Origin of the sequence: Nocardioides sp. QY071, from assembly GCF_029961765.1 — a bacterium.
Taxonomy (GTDB): domain Bacteria; phylum Actinomycetota; class Actinomycetes; order Propionibacteriales; family Nocardioidaceae; genus Nocardioides.
The window spans coordinates 5,291,663-5,307,428 of the sequence record NZ_CP124681.1 but is presented as its reverse complement, the minus strand read 5'-3'; the positions used below and the strand labels follow the sequence as shown (position 1 = coordinate 5,307,428).

The 15,766-nt window shown below is 72.6% G+C and carries 16 protein-coding genes; 9 read left to right on the top strand and 7 right to left on the bottom strand.

What is annotated here, in order from left to right; genetic code table 11:
* Window positions 1–3 precede the first annotated feature (3 nt).
* Window positions 4–699, bottom strand: coding sequence for an EcsC family protein (locus tag QI633_RS25515; protein WP_282427512.1), 696 nt, complete (start codon window positions 697–699; stop codon window positions 4–6).
* 111 nt (window positions 700–810) lie between these two features.
* On the opposite strand from QI633_RS25515, the gene aat reads away from it, so the two are divergent.
* Both aat and QI633_RS25505 read left to right on the top strand, forming a co-directional pair.
* On the top strand, window positions 811–1,551 hold the full coding sequence (gene aat / locus QI633_RS25510; protein WP_282427511.1) for a leucyl/phenylalanyl-tRNA--protein transferase: 741 nt from the start codon (window positions 811–813) through the stop codon (window positions 1,549–1,551).
* A gap of 167 nt (window positions 1,552–1,718) precedes the next feature.
* Window positions 1,719–2,342 carry a hypothetical protein gene (locus QI633_RS25505; RefSeq protein WP_141796802.1) on the top strand — a complete coding sequence of 208 codons (624 nt, stop codon included), beginning with the start codon at window positions 1,719–1,721 and terminating at the stop codon, window positions 2,340–2,342.
* A gap of 55 nt (window positions 2,343–2,397) precedes the next feature.
* Here QI633_RS25505 and QI633_RS25500 read toward each other — a convergent pair whose 3' ends face one another.
* The gene (locus tag QI633_RS25500; protein WP_141796803.1) at window positions 2,398–3,378 is read right to left on the bottom strand and encodes a LacI family DNA-binding transcriptional regulator; all 981 of its coding nucleotides are present in this window, start codon (window positions 3,376–3,378) and stop codon (window positions 2,398–2,400) included.
* 182 nt (window positions 3,379–3,560) lie between these two features.
* Between QI633_RS25500 and QI633_RS25495 the strand changes: the two genes are divergently transcribed.
* The 7 genes from QI633_RS25495 to QI633_RS25465 are packed head-to-tail and all read left to right on the top strand — an operon-like array spanning window position 3,561 to window position 9,943.
* Window positions 3,561–4,517 carry a substrate-binding domain-containing protein gene (locus QI633_RS25495; RefSeq protein WP_282427510.1) on the top strand — a complete coding sequence of 319 codons (957 nt, stop codon included), beginning with the start codon at window positions 3,561–3,563 and terminating at the stop codon, window positions 4,515–4,517.
* Entirely contained in the window at window positions 4,514–5,275 is a 762-nt protein-coding gene (locus tag QI633_RS25490) for an ATP-binding cassette domain-containing protein (protein WP_222117707.1), read from the top strand. The genes QI633_RS25495 and QI633_RS25490 overlap by 4 nt, the downstream gene beginning before the upstream one ends.
* A gap of 4 nt (window positions 5,276–5,279) precedes the next feature.
* Window positions 5,280–6,281: an ABC transporter permease gene (locus QI633_RS25485; RefSeq protein WP_141796805.1), complete on the top strand. Its 1,002-nt coding sequence runs from the start codon at window positions 5,280–5,282 to the stop codon at window positions 6,279–6,281.
* On the top strand, window positions 6,278–7,306 hold the full coding sequence (locus QI633_RS25480) for a phosphotriesterase-related protein (RefSeq protein WP_141796806.1): 1,029 nt from the start codon (window positions 6,278–6,280) through the stop codon (window positions 7,304–7,306). The genes QI633_RS25485 and QI633_RS25480 overlap by 4 nt, the downstream gene beginning before the upstream one ends.
* A 14-nt stretch (window positions 7,307–7,320) precedes the next feature.
* Window positions 7,321–8,070 carry a glutamine amidotransferase gene (locus QI633_RS25475; RefSeq protein WP_141796807.1) on the top strand — a complete coding sequence of 250 codons (750 nt, stop codon included), beginning with the start codon at window positions 7,321–7,323 and terminating at the stop codon, window positions 8,068–8,070.
* 2 nt (window positions 8,071–8,072) lie between these two features.
* Entirely contained in the window at window positions 8,073–9,035 is a 963-nt protein-coding gene (locus tag QI633_RS25470) for a nucleoside hydrolase (RefSeq protein ID WP_282427509.1), read from the top strand.
* Entirely contained in the window at window positions 9,032–9,943 is a 912-nt protein-coding gene (locus tag QI633_RS25465; protein ID WP_282427508.1) for a ribokinase, read from the top strand. The genes QI633_RS25470 and QI633_RS25465 overlap by 4 nt, the downstream gene beginning before the upstream one ends.
* 78 nt (window positions 9,944–10,021) lie before the next feature.
* On the opposite strand, the gene QI633_RS25460 is transcribed toward QI633_RS25465, so the two are convergent.
* The 5 genes from QI633_RS25460 to QI633_RS25440 are packed head-to-tail and all read right to left on the bottom strand — an operon-like array spanning window position 10,022 to window position 15,529.
* The gene (locus QI633_RS25460; RefSeq protein ID WP_282427507.1) at window positions 10,022–11,167 is read right to left on the bottom strand and encodes a M20 family metallopeptidase; all 1,146 of its coding nucleotides are present in this window, start codon (window positions 11,165–11,167) and stop codon (window positions 10,022–10,024) included.
* Window positions 11,168–11,189: 22 nt separating this feature from the next.
* Window positions 11,190–11,528, bottom strand: a complete 339-nt coding sequence (locus QI633_RS25455; RefSeq protein ID WP_282427506.1) for a rhodanese-like domain-containing protein — start codon at window positions 11,526–11,528, stop codon at window positions 11,190–11,192.
* A gap of 32 nt (window positions 11,529–11,560) precedes the next feature.
* Window positions 11,561–12,838: a DUF1501 domain-containing protein gene (locus QI633_RS25450; protein ID WP_282427505.1), complete on the bottom strand. Its 1,278-nt coding sequence runs from the start codon at window positions 12,836–12,838 to the stop codon at window positions 11,561–11,563.
* Window positions 12,839–12,845: 7 nt separating this feature from the next.
* Window positions 12,846–14,624, bottom strand: a complete 1,779-nt coding sequence (locus tag QI633_RS25445) for a DUF1800 domain-containing protein (protein ID WP_282427504.1) — start codon at window positions 14,622–14,624, stop codon at window positions 12,846–12,848.
* A gap of 26 nt (window positions 14,625–14,650) precedes the next feature.
* Complete coding sequence (locus QI633_RS25440) at window positions 14,651–15,529, bottom strand: DNA-formamidopyrimidine glycosylase family protein (protein WP_141796813.1); 879 nt, start codon at window positions 15,527–15,529, stop codon at window positions 14,651–14,653.
* Between the last annotated feature and the right edge of the window lie 237 nt (window positions 15,530–15,766).

Genomic DNA, 15,766 nt, shown 5'->3' with positions numbered 1-15,766 from the left:
GCTTCAGGGGCGCCGCAGCGGCCGGAACTCCCGGCCGGCGTAGCGCCCCACCCGGTAGGTGCTCCAGCCGTCGGCCACCGCGCCGACCGCGCCACCGACCAGCGGCACCTTCTTGCCGACGGTCGTCACCATCCGCTTGCCGATCACCCGGCCGATCAGCTCGCCGGCCAGCACCGTCGACACGGTCCGGTCGAGGTTCGGGTCGTGCTGCGGCGCGGTCGCGATCGCCATCGGCGGCGCGGGCAGCTGGTGCCGCTTGACCATCGTCTTGACCGTGTCCTCGCCGAGGATGCAGACCAGGATCGCGTTGCGCACCCGCGGGTCGTCGAGGTCGTAGCCGCGCAGGTGCGCGATGCCGGCCACCATCCGGCACTGGATGAGCGCCAGCCCGGTGATGCTCGCCGGCGCCACGATCGTCGCGGTGATCAGCCCGCCCAGGTTGGTCGCGAGCCCCTCCACACTGGCGTAGGCCACGTGGTTCTCGACCAGCTCCCGCACGGCCTTGTCGACGTCGCCGCGCTGCTCGTGGAGCTGCACCCGCGCCGCCTCCGCCGCCGGCGGCAGCGGTCCGACCCCCACCAACGCGCGGTGGAGCGCCTCGCGCACGAACGACTGCGTCAGCCCCGGCGCGAGCCGGGTGACCTTGGGCGCGAGCTGCTGCGCGGTCCGCAGGGCCAGTCCCTTCTTCAGCGAAGCCATGTCCCCGAGCCTAGCGAGCGCCGCACCCCATGCGGATTGGTCGCGATTCGCGTCACAACACGGCCAATCCGCATGGGGCGCGGTGCACATTCGACCGCATACGCTCGGCTCGTGCCCGTCGAGCCCGAGCCCAGCCCCTGGGTCTTCCCGAGTCGCACGGAGCTGGCGGCGCTGCCGGTCCTCGACGACCCGGAGGAGTACGACGACGGCGACGAGGGCGACGGCACCCACGACGGCAGCGACCTGGTGGCGGTGGGTGCCGACCTCGCGCCCGGGACCCTGCTGGCGGCGTACCGCAGCGGCCTGTTCCCGATGCCCGAGGGGCGGGCGATCGGGTGGTGGAGCCCGGCGTACCGCGGGGTGCTGCGCCTCGACGAGCTGCGGGTCTCCCGTTCGCTGCGCCGCTCGGCGCGCGACTTCGAGGTGCGCGTCGACACCGCCTTCGACGAGGTGGTCGCCGCGTGCGCCGACCCGCGGCGACCGCACGGGTGGATCGACGCCCGGATCGCCCGTGCGTACGGCGACCTGCACCGCCTCGGCTGGGCGCACTCGGTCGAGACCTGGCGAGACGGCCGCCTCGTCGGCGGGCTGTACGGCGTCGCGATCGGCGGGCTGTTCGCCGGGGAGTCGATGTTCCACCACGTCACCGACGCGTCGAAGGTCGCGCTGATCGGGTTGGTCGACGGGCTCGCGGCGGACGCCGACGGCGCGGCCGGCAACCGGCTGGTCGACGTGCAGTGGGCCACCCGGCACCTGATGGGGCTGGGTGTGCGCGAGATCCCGCGGGCGTCGTACCTCGCGGCTCTCGAGGGCCTGCTGGAGGTTCCGCCCGCCCCGCTCTGGGGCGGCTGACTCCGCAGTCGCACCACGCCGGTCACGGGACCGCAACCTGCTGTTCGTCCTCCCTGTGAATAGTCTGAGACCGGTGGGGGCAGGGTGACCGCGTGGTCGCCCGTGCGGCCGCGCCCCTGCTCGAGGGGCGTGCCGACGTGCTCCACCCCCTCAGGAAAGGAACTGACATGACCCCGATCAAGCGCCCGCTGGCCTCCGCCGGTGCTGCCGTCCTGCTCGCCCTCTCGCTCACCGCGTGCGGTGGCGGCGCGCCGACTGACGCCTCGGTCAAGGACTTCTGCGACGCCGTGTCCGGCTCGAGCAGCGACGCCGCCTTCACCAAGGCCTTCACCGACGAGGACTGGGACAAGCTCGCCGACCTCGTCAAGGAGCAGGCCGACGACCTCGAGAAGGTCGGTACGCCGAAGGACATCTCCGACGACGCTCGCGAGGGCTTCGAGATCCAGCTCGACGCCGCGAAGGACATCGACGCGGACGACATCAAGGAGGCCCTCACCAAGGGCGGCGACGAGAACCCGTTCGAGGCCGACCTCAGCAAGGACGAGAAGAAGAAGGTCGAGGCCTTCTCGGAGTACCAGGCCAAGACGTGCTCGGGCTCGACCGGCTCGGACGACTCGGGCGACTCGGGCGACTCGTCCGACCTGCCGACCGAGGTCCCGACGGACCTGCCGACCGAGGTCCCGACGGACCTGCCGACCTCGCCGGAGGACCTGGAGAGCCTGCTCTCCGACCTCCCGTCGGACCTGCCGACGGACCTCGAGAGCCTGCTCTCGGACCTGCCGTCGCAGTGACCCGCTGAGTGCCGTACGACGGCCCCGCCGACCTCGGTCGGCGGGGCCGTCGTCGTCACGGGCTCGTCTCGCCCTCGATGAAGACCGGGGCGAACCGGTGGCCGTGGGTGGGCGCGTCGCGCTCGGGCCCCTCGCCACCGTCGATCAGGTCGCGGATCGCCAGGGTCATCTCCTCGACCGGCTGGCGCACGGTCGTCAGCGGCGGGTGGGCCAGCGTCCCGGCGCCGATCCCGTCGAAGCCGATCACCCGGAAGTCGTCCGGTACGGCGCGACCCGCGTGCAGCAGCTGGGACAGCACGCCGAGGGCGATCACGTCGGCCGCGGTCACCACGGTCGCCCGCTCCCACCCGTCGGCCAGCAGCCGCCGCGCGGCCTCGTTGCCCCACGCGCTGGAGAAGGAGCCCAGCAGCACGGGGGCGTCCGGGCCGAACGCCTGGCGGAAGCCGTCGAGCCGCTCGTGGGCGGAGGAGGAGTCGGGCTCGGCGCCGACGTACACGACCGGCTGCCGGGCCAGGTCGATGCGGGCCGCGGCGTGCTCGCCGACGAGCTCCATGCCACGCAGGTTGTTGACGGCCACGAAGTGGGCCGCGGTGGAGGGCACGCACCGGTCCAGCTGGACGGTGGGCACCGCCCGGGCCGCCAGCTCGACGGCGTCGGCGCTGTCGACCTCGTGGACCGGGATCATCACGAGGGCGTCGACCTGCCGGCCGAGGAACGAGCGCACGCCGCGCAGCTCGGTCGCCAGGGAGCCGTCGGCGGCGAACACGAAGAGGTCGACGTCGGTCTCGGTGAACACCCGTGCCAGGTGCTGGGCGAGCGCGGAGAAGAACGGGTTGTCGAGGTCGGGTACGACCAGTCCCACGGTGGCCGTGCGCGTCTGGCGCAGGGCCCGGCCGACCAGGTTCACCTGGTAGCCGAGCCGCTCGGCGGCGGCGAGGACCCGCTCGGCCAGGGCGGGGTCGACCGCGCGGGTGCCGCTGAGCGCGCGGGAGACCGTGGCGACGGAGACGCCGGCCTCGCGGGCGACGTCCGCCATGCGCGGTGAGCGGGGTCGAGGTCGGGGACGCACCCTCTGATCCTGCCGTCGCGCGGCTGCTCGTGCGAAACGATCGTCTCAATCCGTGGAAATCGATTACCGACCTCTGGACGTGGTTCGGGTCACTTCCTACGCTCGACGGAAACGGTCTCGGAAATCGATTACCCAAGGAGTGTGCGCGCATGGCCAGGATGAATCGGACCATCGTCGCGGCGACCGGCGCCGCGGCCCTGGTGCTCGCCGGATGCAGCACCGGCAACGACGGTGACGACAAGGCCGGGTCCGGCGGGTCGGGCAGCGGCGAGTGCGTCATCGGCATGACCCAGATCAACCAGACCGCCGCCTTCTTCACCCAGATGAACGAGGGCGCCGAGGAGGCGGCGAAGAAGGCCGGCTGCGAGCTCACCATCGCCAACGCCAACAACGACCCGGCCAAGCAGAACTCCGACATCGAGAACTTCGTGACCCAGCAGGTGACCGGCCTGATCGTCGTCGCCATCGACGTCAACGGCGTGCTGCCGGCCGTGAAGGCCGCGAAGCAGGCGGGTGTCCGGGTGGTCGCCATCGACGCCGAGCTCGAGAAGGGCGCCGCGGACACCTTCGTGGGCGTCGACAACGACGCGGCCGGCGCCGAGGCCGGCACCTGGGTCGTCGACAACGGCCTGGCCAAGGGCAAGTACGGCGTCGTCGACGCTCGCAACTCCTTCATCCAGAACCAGCGGGAGGACAGCTTCCGCAAGGTCATCGACGCCGCCGGCGCCACGCACGCGCAGAGCGTCAACGGCGACAACGTCCAGGAGAAGGCCGCCACGGCGGCGCAGAACCTGGTGACCGCGGAGCCCGACCTGGACTTCGTCTACACCACCGGTGAGCCGGCGACGGTGGGCGCCGTCGCCGCCCTCGACCCGGCCGGCACGACGAAGATCATCGGCTGGGACCTCACGGCCGAGGTGATCGCCGGCATCGACTCCGGCCTGGTCACCGCCGTGGTCCAGCAGGACCCGCGCCAGGAGGGCGTCGAGGCCGTCGATGAGCTGAAGGCCGTCATCGGAGGTGCGGAGCCGAAGGGCTTCATCGACGTCCCGATCACCATCGTGACCAAGGACAACGTCGACGACTTCCGGTCCATCTTCGAATGACCGCGGAGCTGGACGGGGGCACGGCGGGTGCCGTGCCCCGCGTGGAGATGCAGGGCATCACCAAGAGCTACGGAGCGCTCAAGGTGCTGCGCGGGGTCGACCTGAGGGTCGGGCGTGGCGAGGTCGTGGGCCTCGTCGGCGACAACGGCGCGGGCAAGTCGACCCTGATGAAGATGCTGGCCGGCGCCGTCGTGCCCGACAAGGGCAGGATCCTCGTCGACGGCGAGGAGCTGACCGGCACCGGACCCCGGGCGGCGCGGGCGCACGGCATCGAGATGGTCTACCAGGACCTCGCCCTGTGCAACGACGTCGACGTCGCCGGCAACCTGTTCCTCGGCCGCGAGCCCTACCATCGGCTCACCCGCAGGCTCGACCACGAGCGGATGCACCGCGAGGCGGCCGAGGACCTGGCCAAGCTGCACATCCGGATCTCCGACACCCGTCAGCTGGTCGCCAACATGTCCGGCGGTCAGCGGCAGGCGATCGCGATCGCCCGTGCCGTCGCGTTCGAGCCCCGGGTGCTCGTCCTCGACGAGCCGACCGCGGCGCTCGCCGCCCGCGAGGTGGAGATGACCCTGCAGCTGATCCGCGACGTCTCGGAGCGTGGGGTCAGCGTCATCCTGATCACCCACCGGCTGCAGGACCTCTTCGAGGTCGCCGACCGGTTCGTCGTCCTGCACGAGGGCGTCAACCACCGGGAGCTCGACCCGGCCGAGACCGACCTGACCGGACTGGTCACCGCGATGATGGGGAAGTAGAGCGATGAGTGCCACCACCACGTCCGTCCCGGACCGCGACGCCCGGCGCGACAGCCGCCGCGACTTCGTCGCCAAGAACTTCGGCGTCATCTCGATCAGCGTCGTCTTCGTCGTGCTGTTCGCCTACTTCAGCCTGGCCTCCGACGCCTTCCTCACCACCACGAACCTGGTCAACGTGCTGCGCCAGGTCGCGCCGACCGTGATCGTCGCGGTGGGCATGACCTTCGTCATCACCACCGGCCAGATCGACCTGTCGGTGGGCTCGATCGTCGGTCTCTCGGCGGCCGCCCTCGGCCTGTTCGCCGAGAGCGGCAACCCCGTCGTCGCGCTGGTCGGCACGCTCGCGATCGCGTTGGCGATCGGGTTGGCCAGCGGGATGATCACGGCGTTCGGCAAGGTGCAGTCGTTCATCGTGACGCTCGCCGCGTTGACGGCGGTCCGCGGGGTCGCGCTGCTGATCACCGACGGCTACAGCACCCCGATCACCTCCGACTTCCTGCTCCCGCTGGGCCAGGGCTCGCTGGCCGGCATCTACACGCCGACCTGGATCGCGGTGATCGCGGTCATCGCGGGGTGGTACGTCTTCAACCACACCCGCTTCGGGCGCTACGTCACGGCGGTCGGCTCCAACGACGAGTCGCTGCGCCGGGCGGGCGTCGACATCCGGCGGATCCAGGTCACGGTGCTCGGACTCACCGGCGTCCTCGCCGGCCTGGCCGGCGTGATCACCGCGGCGCGGCTGGGCAGTGGGTCGTCGAACTCCGGCACCGCCTTCGAGCTCGAGGTGATCACGGCGGTCGTGCTCGGTGGCACCAGCCTGATGGGTGGGCGCGGCTCGATCATCGGCTCGGCCGTCGGCGCCCTGACCCTGGGCATCATCAACAACGGCCTGGTGCTGTCCAAGGTCGACGTCTACTGGGTGCCGATCACCCAGGGACTGATCCTGATCGTCGCGATCTTCCTCAACAGCAAGCTCTTCGGCAGGATCGTCGGGACTCGCGGATGAGCGAGGTGATGACCGTCCGTGGCCCGGTGCCGGTCACGGAGCTGGGGGTCGTGCTCACCCACGAGCACCTGCTCAACGACGTGTCCTCGTGGTGGCAGCGCTCGACGCTCCCGGGCATCGACCCCGACGCGTACGCCGACGCGCCCGTCACCGAGGACCTCGGCTGGGAGCTGCGGCAGGACCCGTTCGGCAACCGCGACAACTGCCGGCTCGACGACGTGGAGGTCTGCGTCGCGGAGGTGGCGCGATTCGCCGCCCTCGGGGGCGGGACGATCCTCGACGCCACGGGCCTCGGTCTCGGCCGTGACCTCGCGCGACTGCGGGAGGTGAGCGAGCGCACCGGCGTGCACGTGGTCGCCGGCACCGGCTACTACCTCGACGCCGCCCAACCGGCGGACGTGCACGGCCTCGCGCCGGAAGCCATCGCCGAGCGGATCCTGGCCGACCTCGAGGAGGGCGAGGACGGCATCCGTCCCGGCTTCATCGGGGAGATCGGCGTCGGGGCCGACTTCACGCCGGCCGAGCAGGCCAGTCTGCGGGGCGCGTTCCTGGCGCAGCGGGCCTCGGGCCTGCCGGTCCAGGTGCACCTGCCCGGCTGGTTCCGGCGCGGTCGCGACGTGCTCGACCTCGCCGACGAGCTCCAGGTCGATCCTGCCCGCGTGGTGCTGTGCCACATGGGCCCCTCCGGTGACGACCTCGACTACCAGGTCGAGCTGCTCCGGCGGGGCGCGTGGGTGCAGTACGACATGGTCGGCATGGAGGTGTTCTACGCCGACCAGGGCGTGCAGTGCCCGTCCGACGAGCAGAACGCCGCCTGGATCGCGCGGCTGGTCGACCTCGGCCACGGCGAGCGGCTGCTCCTCAGCCAGGACGTCTTCCTCAAGTCGCTCCTGCGGTGCCACGGCGGCCCCGGCTACGCCCACATCCCCCAGTTCTTCGTGCCCCGCCTACGCCGGCACGGCCTGACCGAAACCGACATCGAGACGCTGCTGGTCGACAACCCGCGGCGCCTCCTCACCCGATAGGGAGGACACCCACCATGACCCGTGTACTGCTCGCAGGCGAGAGCTGGATCTCGACCGCCACTCACGTGAAGGGCTTCGACGAGTTCACCAGCACGACCTTCCACACCGGGGCGGACGCGTTCATCGAGGCGGCCGCCCAGCAGGGCATCACGATCGAGCAGATGTACGCCCACGACGTGCCGAACCGGTTCCCGCGCGACGTCGCCGGGCTCTCGGCGTACGACGTCGTCATCCTCTCCGACATCGGCTACAACTCCTTCGTGCTCCCGCCCGAGACCTGGCTGGAGGGCAAGCGCAGCGGCAACCCGCTGCACGCGCTGGTCGAGTGGACCCGCCAGGGGGGCGGGCTGATGATGGCCGGCGGCTACCTCAGCTTCCAGGGCTTCCAGGCACGGGCGAACTTCGCGCGCAGCCCGCTGGCCGACGTCCTGCCGGTGACCATGCGGGAGTCCGACGACCGGGTCGAGGCGCCGGAGGGGGCCGCCGTCGAGCTGGTCGCGACCGGCCACCCGCTCGCCGCGTCCTGGGCGCCGGGCGCTCCCGAGCTGTTGGGCTACAACCACGTCCTCGCCAAGGAGGACGCCGAGGTCGTCGCGACCGTCGGTGGCGACGTCCTGGTCGCGACGGCGAGCGTGGGCGAGGGCCGCTCGCTGGTCTGGACCTCCGACATCGGCCCGCACTGGTGCCCCGAGGAGTTCCTGGCCTGGGACGGCTTCCCCGCCGTGGTCGGCGGCATGATCACCTGGCTGGCGGGCGGCGCCTGAGCATGGCCCCGGACCAGCCCCGCCCGGTGTCGATCCTGCTCGACTGCGACCCCGGCCACGACGACGCCGTCGCGATCCTGCTGGCGCTCGGCTCGCCCCAGGTGCGCCTGCTCGGCATCTCGACCTGCTTCGGCAACTGTGCCGTGGAGGACGCCACCCGCAACGCGCAACGGGTCCTCGCTCTCGCCGGTCGGGCCGACGTACCCGTGGCCGTCGGGGCGGCCGGCCCGCTGGTCGGCGACGTCGCCCTCGGGAACTACGTCCACGGCGTGAGCGGCCTCGACGGCCCGCCGCTGCCGGAGCCCGCCGCGGACCCGGTCGCCGAGGACGCCGTGGCCTTCCTGCGCCACCGGCTGCTTGAGGCCGCGGAGCCGGTGACCCTCGTGGTGACCGGGCCGATGACCAACGCGGGCCGGCTGCTGCGCGATCACCCCGAGGTGGCCGACCGGATCGCCGAGGTGGTCTTCATGGGCGGCAGCACCGAGCGCGGCAACCACACGCCGACCGCGGAGTTCAACACCTACGCCGACCCGGAGGCACTCGACGTCGTGCTGCGCTCGGGCGTGCCCGTGCGGATGGTCGGGCTCAACCTCACCCACCAGGCGCTCGCCACCCCGGAGGTGGTGGAGCGGATGCGCGCGATCCCGACCGGGATCGGCCGCACCTGCGCGGCCTGGATGGGCTTCTTCGGCGACTCCTACCACCGGCTGTGGGAGTTCGACTCCCCGCCGGTCCACGACCCCTGCACCATCGCCGCCCTCGTCGATCCCGAGGTGATCGAGTGGCGGGAGGCCTTCGTCGCGGTCGAGCTGGACGGCACCTGGACGAGGGGCACGACGGTCGTCGACCTGCACCGCCGCTACCCCGACCAGCCCGTCAACGCCCAGGTGGCGGTCCGGCTCGACGCCGACCGCTACTGGGACCTGGTGATCGACGCGCTGCACCGGCTCGGGGACGCGCCATGAGCGGCGGCCCGCTCGTCTGCGTGGTCGGCTCGCTCAACGAGGACACGACCCTGCGCGTGCCGAGCCTGCCCCGGCCCGGAGAGACGGTGCTCGCCACCGGATCGTTCCGTGCTCCCGGCGGCAAGGGCGCGAACCAGGCCGCGGCGGCCGCGGTGCTCGGCCGCAGCCGAGGGACGTCGGTCGCGATGGTCGGCGCGGTCGGCGGCGACGACGCCGGCGAGCGCTCGGTCGCCGCGCTGGCTGCCTGCGGTGTCGACGTCGCGAGCGTACGACGGCTCGGCACCGTCGCCACGGGCACGGCCGTGGTCGTGGTCGACGACGCCGGAGAGAACCACATCGTCGTCGACCCGGGCGCCAACGGCGCCCTCGCCGCCGAGGAGGTCGAGAAGGCCGTCGGCGACCTGCGGCCCGCCGTGGTGCTCGCCCAGCTCGAGGTCGCCACGGCCTGCATCGAGGCGGCCGCCCGCGCGGTCCCCGAGGCGCGGGTGATCCTCAACCCCGCCCCGATGCCTGCCGACCCGGTCGCCGTACGTGTGCTCCTCGACCGCGTCGACGTCCTCGTGCCCAACCAGGCCGAGCTCGGCCGGCTGGCCGGTCGCCCCACCCCGCGCACGCCGGAGGAGGTGGCCTCGTGTGTGGCCACCCTGGCCTTCGCGGGCGACGTCGTGGTGACGATGGGAGCCCACGGCGCCTACGTCGCACCCCGCGACGCGGCCGCGCGCCACGTCGCCGCGCAGCCGGTCGACGCGGTCGACACGAGTGGCGCCGGCGACGTCTTCACCGGCTGCCTCGCCGTCGCCCTCGCGGGCGGCGCCGACCTCGTCGAGGCCGTCGCCGAGGCCAACCGGGCCGCGGGACGCAGCACCGAGCTCGCCGGCGCGCGAGTGCCGGTCGACTTCGCCGGCTGAGCTCGCGCGCCCTTGTAACTACGTGTTATGTCCACTACCCGGGTGTTGTTGCACCGCTTTTCGTGCTGTAACACTTAGTTACAAGCCGTCGGCCGCCAGCAGGTGGAGGCCGGCGCCGAGCGCCAGCACGCCCTCGTCGAACATCGCGTCGGCCGCGTGGTTGAACGCGTCGTGGCCCGGGACCTGCGCGCCGAGGTAGACCATCGAGCCCGGCCACCGCTCGAGGAAGTAGGCGTAGTCCTCGATCACCATCGAGGGGGCGGCCATCGGCCGCGCCTCGACCGGCGCGTGCTGGAGCGCGGCGACCAGCCGGTCGTCGTATGTCGCGTCGTTGACCACCGGTGGGTAGCCCTCGACGATCTCGACGGACACGGCGAGGCCGGCGTCCTCGGCCGCCCGCTCGGCGAGGTCGCGGAGCACCGAGACCAGGGCCGCGCGCCGTTCCCTGCTCAGCGTGCGCAGCGTCCCGCGCAGGCTTCCCTCGGCGGGGATGACGTTGACGGTGTTGCCCATCAGGCTCTCGGTGACCGTGGCGACGAGGTGCTCGTCCGTCGCGAGCTCCGCGACGGCGCGGCGCAGGCCGTGGACGACGTCGGCCCCGGCGACGATCGGGTTGCCGGCGAGGTGGGGCTGGCTCGCATGCGCGCCCGGCCCCGTGAACGTGATGCGGAACCAGTCGCCGGCAGCCATGAACACGCCGGGGCGGTGGAAGACCGTGCCGGCAGGCCAGGTCGCGTGCACGTGGATCGCGAAGGTCTCGGCGTCGTCGAGGCGGAGGTGGGCGTGCCGCGCGAGGGTGGGCACCGCGCCGCGGTCGCTCTCCTCGCCCGGCTGGAAGACGAGCACGGTGTCGCGCCGGGGCGCCTCCTCGACCAGGCAGCGGGCGGCGCCGAGCAGCATCGCCATGTGCAGGTCGTGCCCGCACGCGTGCATCGCGCCGTCACGGCGGGACGCGAAGGGCAGGCCCGTCTCCTCGTGGACCGGCAGCGCGTCCATGTCGGCCCGCAGGACCACCGTCCGGCCGCCCTCGCGGCCGCGCACCACGGCGGTGACCCCGGCCGCCTCGTGCACCTCCGGGCTCAGCCCCAGCTCGGCCAGGGCCGCGGCGACGTACGCGTGGGTGTCGGGGAGGGCGAGGCCGACCTCGGGCTCCTCGTGGAGTCGGCGGCGGTGGCCGATGATCCAGTCGGCGTGCCCGGCGGCCTGCTGCCAGCGATCGATCACGTGACCACGGCTCCCGGCGGCGTCAGACGACGTGCGGCGGCTCGTCGCCGTCTGCTGCCATCGCCCGCCCGGCCCGCTCCCAGCCGAGCATGCCGTCGACGAGGTTGACCACGTCGTACCCCTGCTGCGCGAGGTAGGCCACGGCGCGGGCCGAGCGGCCGCCGCCCTTGCAGACCACGAGCGTCTGCGGTGCCTCGAGCTCGACGAACTCGCCGAGCCGGGCGGGCAGCTCCATGAGCGGGATGTGCACCGCGCCGTCGATGTGGCCGGCGGCCCACTCGTCGTCCTCGCGGACGTCGAGCACCACCAGGCCCTCGGGCAGCGGGTCCGGGACGGCGTCGATCTCGATCTGGGGGATCATGCCTCCACCTTAGAGACCGCGCGGCGCGCGGATCAGGGTGCCCGCATGACGCCGAGGCTCTCCGGCTGGAAGCCGGGGAAGACCTGCGCCGACGAGGCGCCCAGCCGGCCGACGACCACCTCGGAAAGCACGCTGCGGTAGTCGGTGGTGACCAGCAGGTCGCCGTCGACGTCGTTGACCAGGCCCGGCCACTGGCCGTGGTAGCCGCCGGCGACCCCGGCGCCGAGCAGGAGCATCACGTTCCCGTAGCCGTGGTCGAGGCCGTAGTTCGCGTTCTCCTTGGTACGACGCCCGAACTCCGAGAGCGTCACGACGGTCACCTTCGACGCCAGCGGCCCGAGGTCGGTGAGGAACGCCGCGAGCGCGGCCGCCAGCTCCTTGGTCATCCGCTGCATCTGGCCCCAGTCCAAGGTGCCCAGGTCGACGTGGTGGTCCCAGCTCCCGGTGTCGATGGTGATCACCTCGGCCCCGACGTCGCCCCGGATGGTGCGGGCCGCCGACGCCAGGCTCTCGCCGAGGTCGCCGTCGGGGTAGACCGCGCCGTTGGCCGGCGCCGCCGAGGACGTGCGGACCGGCGCGAAGTCGGCGATCGCCTTCATGGCCGACCGGGCCCCGACGCCGAGCGGCCCGTCCGCGTCGGCCCACATGGTGCTCATCGACTGCGGGCGCCGGCCGTGGGTGTCCCAGCGGTCCGCGCCGGCCAGCACCATCGACTCGACCCGGTCGACGGCCACCGCGGGCTCGGGCCCCAGCAGTGACGCGGGCACCACGGAGTCGCCGAACTGCACGGCCTGCAGCGGGCTGTCCTCGGTGTCCCGGCCGATCAGCCGGTTCAGCCAGCCGACTCGCTCCGACGAGCCCGGGTCGGCGTCCTCGACGGCCTCGATGGCCGCGAAGTGCGAGCGGTTCGGCGCCGGGAGCCCGGTCGCGTGCACGGCGGCCATGGAGCCGGCGTTCCACCACGGCAGCAGCGGCGCGAGGCCGGGGTGCAGGCCGAAGAACGCGTCCTTGGCGAGCAGCTTGCTGGACGGTACGGCGATCCGCGGCCGCGCCGCGTAGTAGACCGGGTCCCCGTGCGGGACCACCAGGCTCATCCCGTCGACCGCGCCCCGCATCGAGAGCACGACCAGCACGGCGGGAGCGCTCGGCGCCGCGGCGTACGACGTCGACATGAATGCTCCGCCGATCGTGGCCGTGGTCGTCACCGCCGCGGTCGTACCGGCCAGGCCGCGGAACAGGCCACGCCTGGTCAACCCACCGCTCAATCCGCCGTTCATGGCGGCGAACTCGTCGCAGCACGAGGAAGTCATCGGCACCTCACCGGGTCATGTGCAGGGGCGAGTCGAGCAGGACGGTGATCAGGCGCGGCATCTCCCACGCCACGATCCGGTGCTGCGGCGTGATCACGTCGGCCGGCGCGCAGCCGGCCGCCTCGCACGCCGCCTGCAGCATGGTCGGTGCGACCGGCTGGCCGAGCATGGTGCGGCACAGGTGGTCGACCAGCTCGTCGAAGCGGATGCTCGCGACCGGGGTGGTCGGCGGCTGCGGCTGGTCGGGCGGATCGGGCACGACGGGGTCCGGCGGAGGCGGGCTGACCGGCGGCGGGGCCGGGGGCTTCCGCTTCTTCTTTTTCTTCTTCTTCTTCTTCTTGTCCTTCTTCGGGCGGCCGACGACGAGCGGGTCCTCGTCGGCGGCGGGCGCCGCCGGGGCGCCGGCGGCAGCGGCGGGAGCGGCGGGCAGCCAGTCGATCGGCGCGCGATAGCGGGCGCCGTCCACGGGCCACCAGCCGCCGCTCATCGTGTAGTGGATGTCGAGCGAGGCCAGGAAGCGCGACGTCGAGGACCAGGCCTGGGCCGTGTCGGGCCGCCCGTCGGGCCGCGGCCAGTTGAACGGCTTGGCGCCGATCCGCTGGGCCTGCCAGATCAGCGTGTTGGCCGCCGACTCGTCGGCGAGACCGCTCGGTGGACCGGTGAGCTCGACGCCGAGCGCGCGATAGGTCGCGACCACGTCCTCGGGCGGGGTGCGGACCTTGGTGTCGGCGGCCGTGCGGAACTCCGCGGAGGCGACCAGGGCCAGCAGCACGGCCGTGATGTCGGTGTCGTGGTCGAGGTAGACCGCGGCCAGCTCGTCGACGAGCGCGGCGGAGGGCGCGTCGGAGACGAACCGGACGGCGAGCTTGCGGGCGATCCGGCGGGCGGTCGCGGGGTGCCGGGCGAGATAGCGCAGGTACGCCGACACGGCCGCGCGTCCGTCCGGGTTGCTGTTGGGGTGGCTGAAACCCAGCACCTGCACCGGGCCGGTCCAGTGGGCGGTCGGGTCGTAGGACGTGGCCCAGGTCGTCCAGATGCCCACCTTGAACCCGGTCAGCAGCCGTGCGGAGTTCTTGACGTCGGTCTCGGTGTACTGCCCGACGCCGACGGTGTGCAGCTCGAGCAGCTCTCGCCCGAGGTTCTCGTTGGGGGCGGACCTGGTCGAGTTCGCGTTGCCCAGGTAGACGCTCATCGCCGGGTGGGTGATGGCCGCCTCGAGCAGGTCGGAGAACCTGCCGAGCGCGTGCCTGCGGACCTCCTTGCCGTACGCCGTGCGGAACGGCCCGACCGCGCCCTGCGCCGGGACGTGGAGGTGGTGCTCCCACAGCTCGGCCATCGTCTCCAGCACCTGGCGTTGCGAGCCGAGGCGCCGGACCATCGCCCAGCTCTGGTAGTTGGCGTCGGCCCACCACAGCGACTCGACGTCGCTGCGGTCGCGCTGCCACACGGTCGCGTCGTCGGCGTTGATCGAGAGCCACCAGTGCGAGGTCGCGTCGTACCACGCGTCGTCGTACGAGCCGTCGAGCTGGCGCGCGAACCAGGCGTCGAAGCCGCCCGCCGCCTCGACCTGGGCCCGGAGCGCGGGCGTGTAGCCGGCCGTGAACCGGCGGATGCCGTGCCAGGTGGGTGCGTCGGGGACCGCGGTGGCCGGGTAGCCGCGCACGTCCGGCGCGGCCAGGGCGACGCCGGGCCGGGCCAGCACCGCGCCCAGGCCGGCGGCGGCGCCGGTCAGCACCGCGCGGCGTGCAGCGCGGGCAGGAGTCGGCGAAGGCGGCCTGAGGCCCATGGGTCCCCGATCGGCCGTCGTGGGAGCTACTTGAGCAGCTTGCTCATCCGACGGTCGGCCAGCGGCTTGCCGCCGGTCTGGCAGGTCGGGCAGTACTGCAGGCTCGAGTCGGCGAAGGACACCTCCCGCACGATGTCCCCGCACACCGGGCACGGCTTGCCGGTCTGCCCGTGCACCGCGAGGTTGGACTTCTTCTCTGCCTTGAGCTCGCTGGCCGCGAGCCCACGGGAGCGTTCGACCGCGTCGCCGAGGGTGTCGCGGACGGCGGCGTACAACGTGGCGAGCTCGTCCTCCGACAGGCTGTCGGCCGGCTTGAACGGCGACATCCGCGCGGCGTGCAGGATCTCGTCGGAGTAGGCGTTGCCGATGCCGGCGATGGTGCCCTGGTGGCGCAGCACGCCCTTGAGCTGCTTGCGCCCGGCGTCGGCGAGGATCGCGGCGAGGCGCTCGGAGGTGAAGTCGTCGGTCAGCGGGTCGGGGCCGAGGCTGGCGATGCCGGGGACGTCGAGCGGGTCGCGCACGAGGTAGAGCGCCAGTGACTTCTTGGTGCCGGCCTCGGTGATGTCGAGGCCGGGCGTGAGGCCGTCGCGCTCGTCGAGCACGATCCGCGCCGCCAGCGTGGACTTGGTGCTCGGGCGCGGCGGCAGCGCCGGGACCTCGTCCTTCCAACGTACCCAGCCGGCCCGGGCCAGGTGGAGCACGAGGTGCAGGCCGCTGGCCTCGATGTCGAGGAACTTCCCGTGGCGTCGTACGTCGTCGACCAGGGTGCCCTCGATCGCCGACAACGGCGGGTCGTAGGTCTTCAGCGCGCTGAACGCGGCGATGTGGACGCGGGTGATGGCGCGCCCGTCCAGCCGGCCCCGCAGGTCGAGGGCCAGGGCTTCCACCTCGGGCAGCTCGGGCACGCGCCCAGCCTAGATGAGTAACTCCAAGGGCTCGCACGCTCCGCGACGCTCACCACGCGCGCTGGCGGCGTTGCAGACGCTCGACGTGCGCCCAGCATGCCTTCGCGGCTGCGCCTTGCCAGCGCACGCGTTGAGCGCCGCTCGCTTGCACGATCCCTTGGAGTTACTCATCTAGGACCTTCCTCCGACCTGACCAGGGGACCCGGGACTTCGTCCTGTTTCCGGTGTCCTCCCATG

Coding starts and splice junctions, on each gene's coding strand:
- QI633_RS25515 (WP_282427512.1), bottom strand. CDS start 699: ATGGCTTCGCTGAAGAAGGGACTGGCCCTGCGGACCGCGCAGCAGCTC.
- QI633_RS25505 (WP_141796802.1), top strand. CDS start 1,719: ATGACCCCGATCAAGCGCCCGCTGGCCTCCGCCGGTGCTGCCGTCCTG.
- QI633_RS25500 (WP_141796803.1), bottom strand. CDS start 3,378: ATGGCGGACGTCGCCCGCGAGGCCGGCGTCTCCGTCGCCACGGTCTCC.
- QI633_RS25495 (WP_282427510.1), top strand. CDS start 3,561: ATGGCCAGGATGAATCGGACCATCGTCGCGGCGACCGGCGCCGCGGCC.
- QI633_RS25490 (WP_222117707.1), top strand. CDS start 4,514: ATGACCGCGGAGCTGGACGGGGGCACGGCGGGTGCCGTGCCCCGCGTG.
- QI633_RS25485 (WP_141796805.1), top strand. CDS start 5,280: ATGAGTGCCACCACCACGTCCGTCCCGGACCGCGACGCCCGGCGCGAC.
- QI633_RS25480 (WP_141796806.1), top strand. CDS start 6,278: ATGAGCGAGGTGATGACCGTCCGTGGCCCGGTGCCGGTCACGGAGCTG.
- QI633_RS25475 (WP_141796807.1), top strand. CDS start 7,321: ATGACCCGTGTACTGCTCGCAGGCGAGAGCTGGATCTCGACCGCCACT.
- QI633_RS25470 (WP_282427509.1), top strand. CDS start 8,073: ATGGCCCCGGACCAGCCCCGCCCGGTGTCGATCCTGCTCGACTGCGAC.
- QI633_RS25465 (WP_282427508.1), top strand. CDS start 9,032: ATGAGCGGCGGCCCGCTCGTCTGCGTGGTCGGCTCGCTCAACGAGGAC.
- QI633_RS25455 (WP_282427506.1), bottom strand. CDS start 11,528: ATGATCCCCCAGATCGAGATCGACGCCGTCCCGGACCCGCTGCCCGAG.
- QI633_RS25450 (WP_282427505.1), bottom strand. CDS start 12,838: ATGACTTCCTCGTGCTGCGACGAGTTCGCCGCCATGAACGGCGGATTG.
- QI633_RS25445 (WP_282427504.1), bottom strand. CDS start 14,624: ATGGGCCTCAGGCCGCCTTCGCCGACTCCTGCCCGCGCTGCACGCCGC.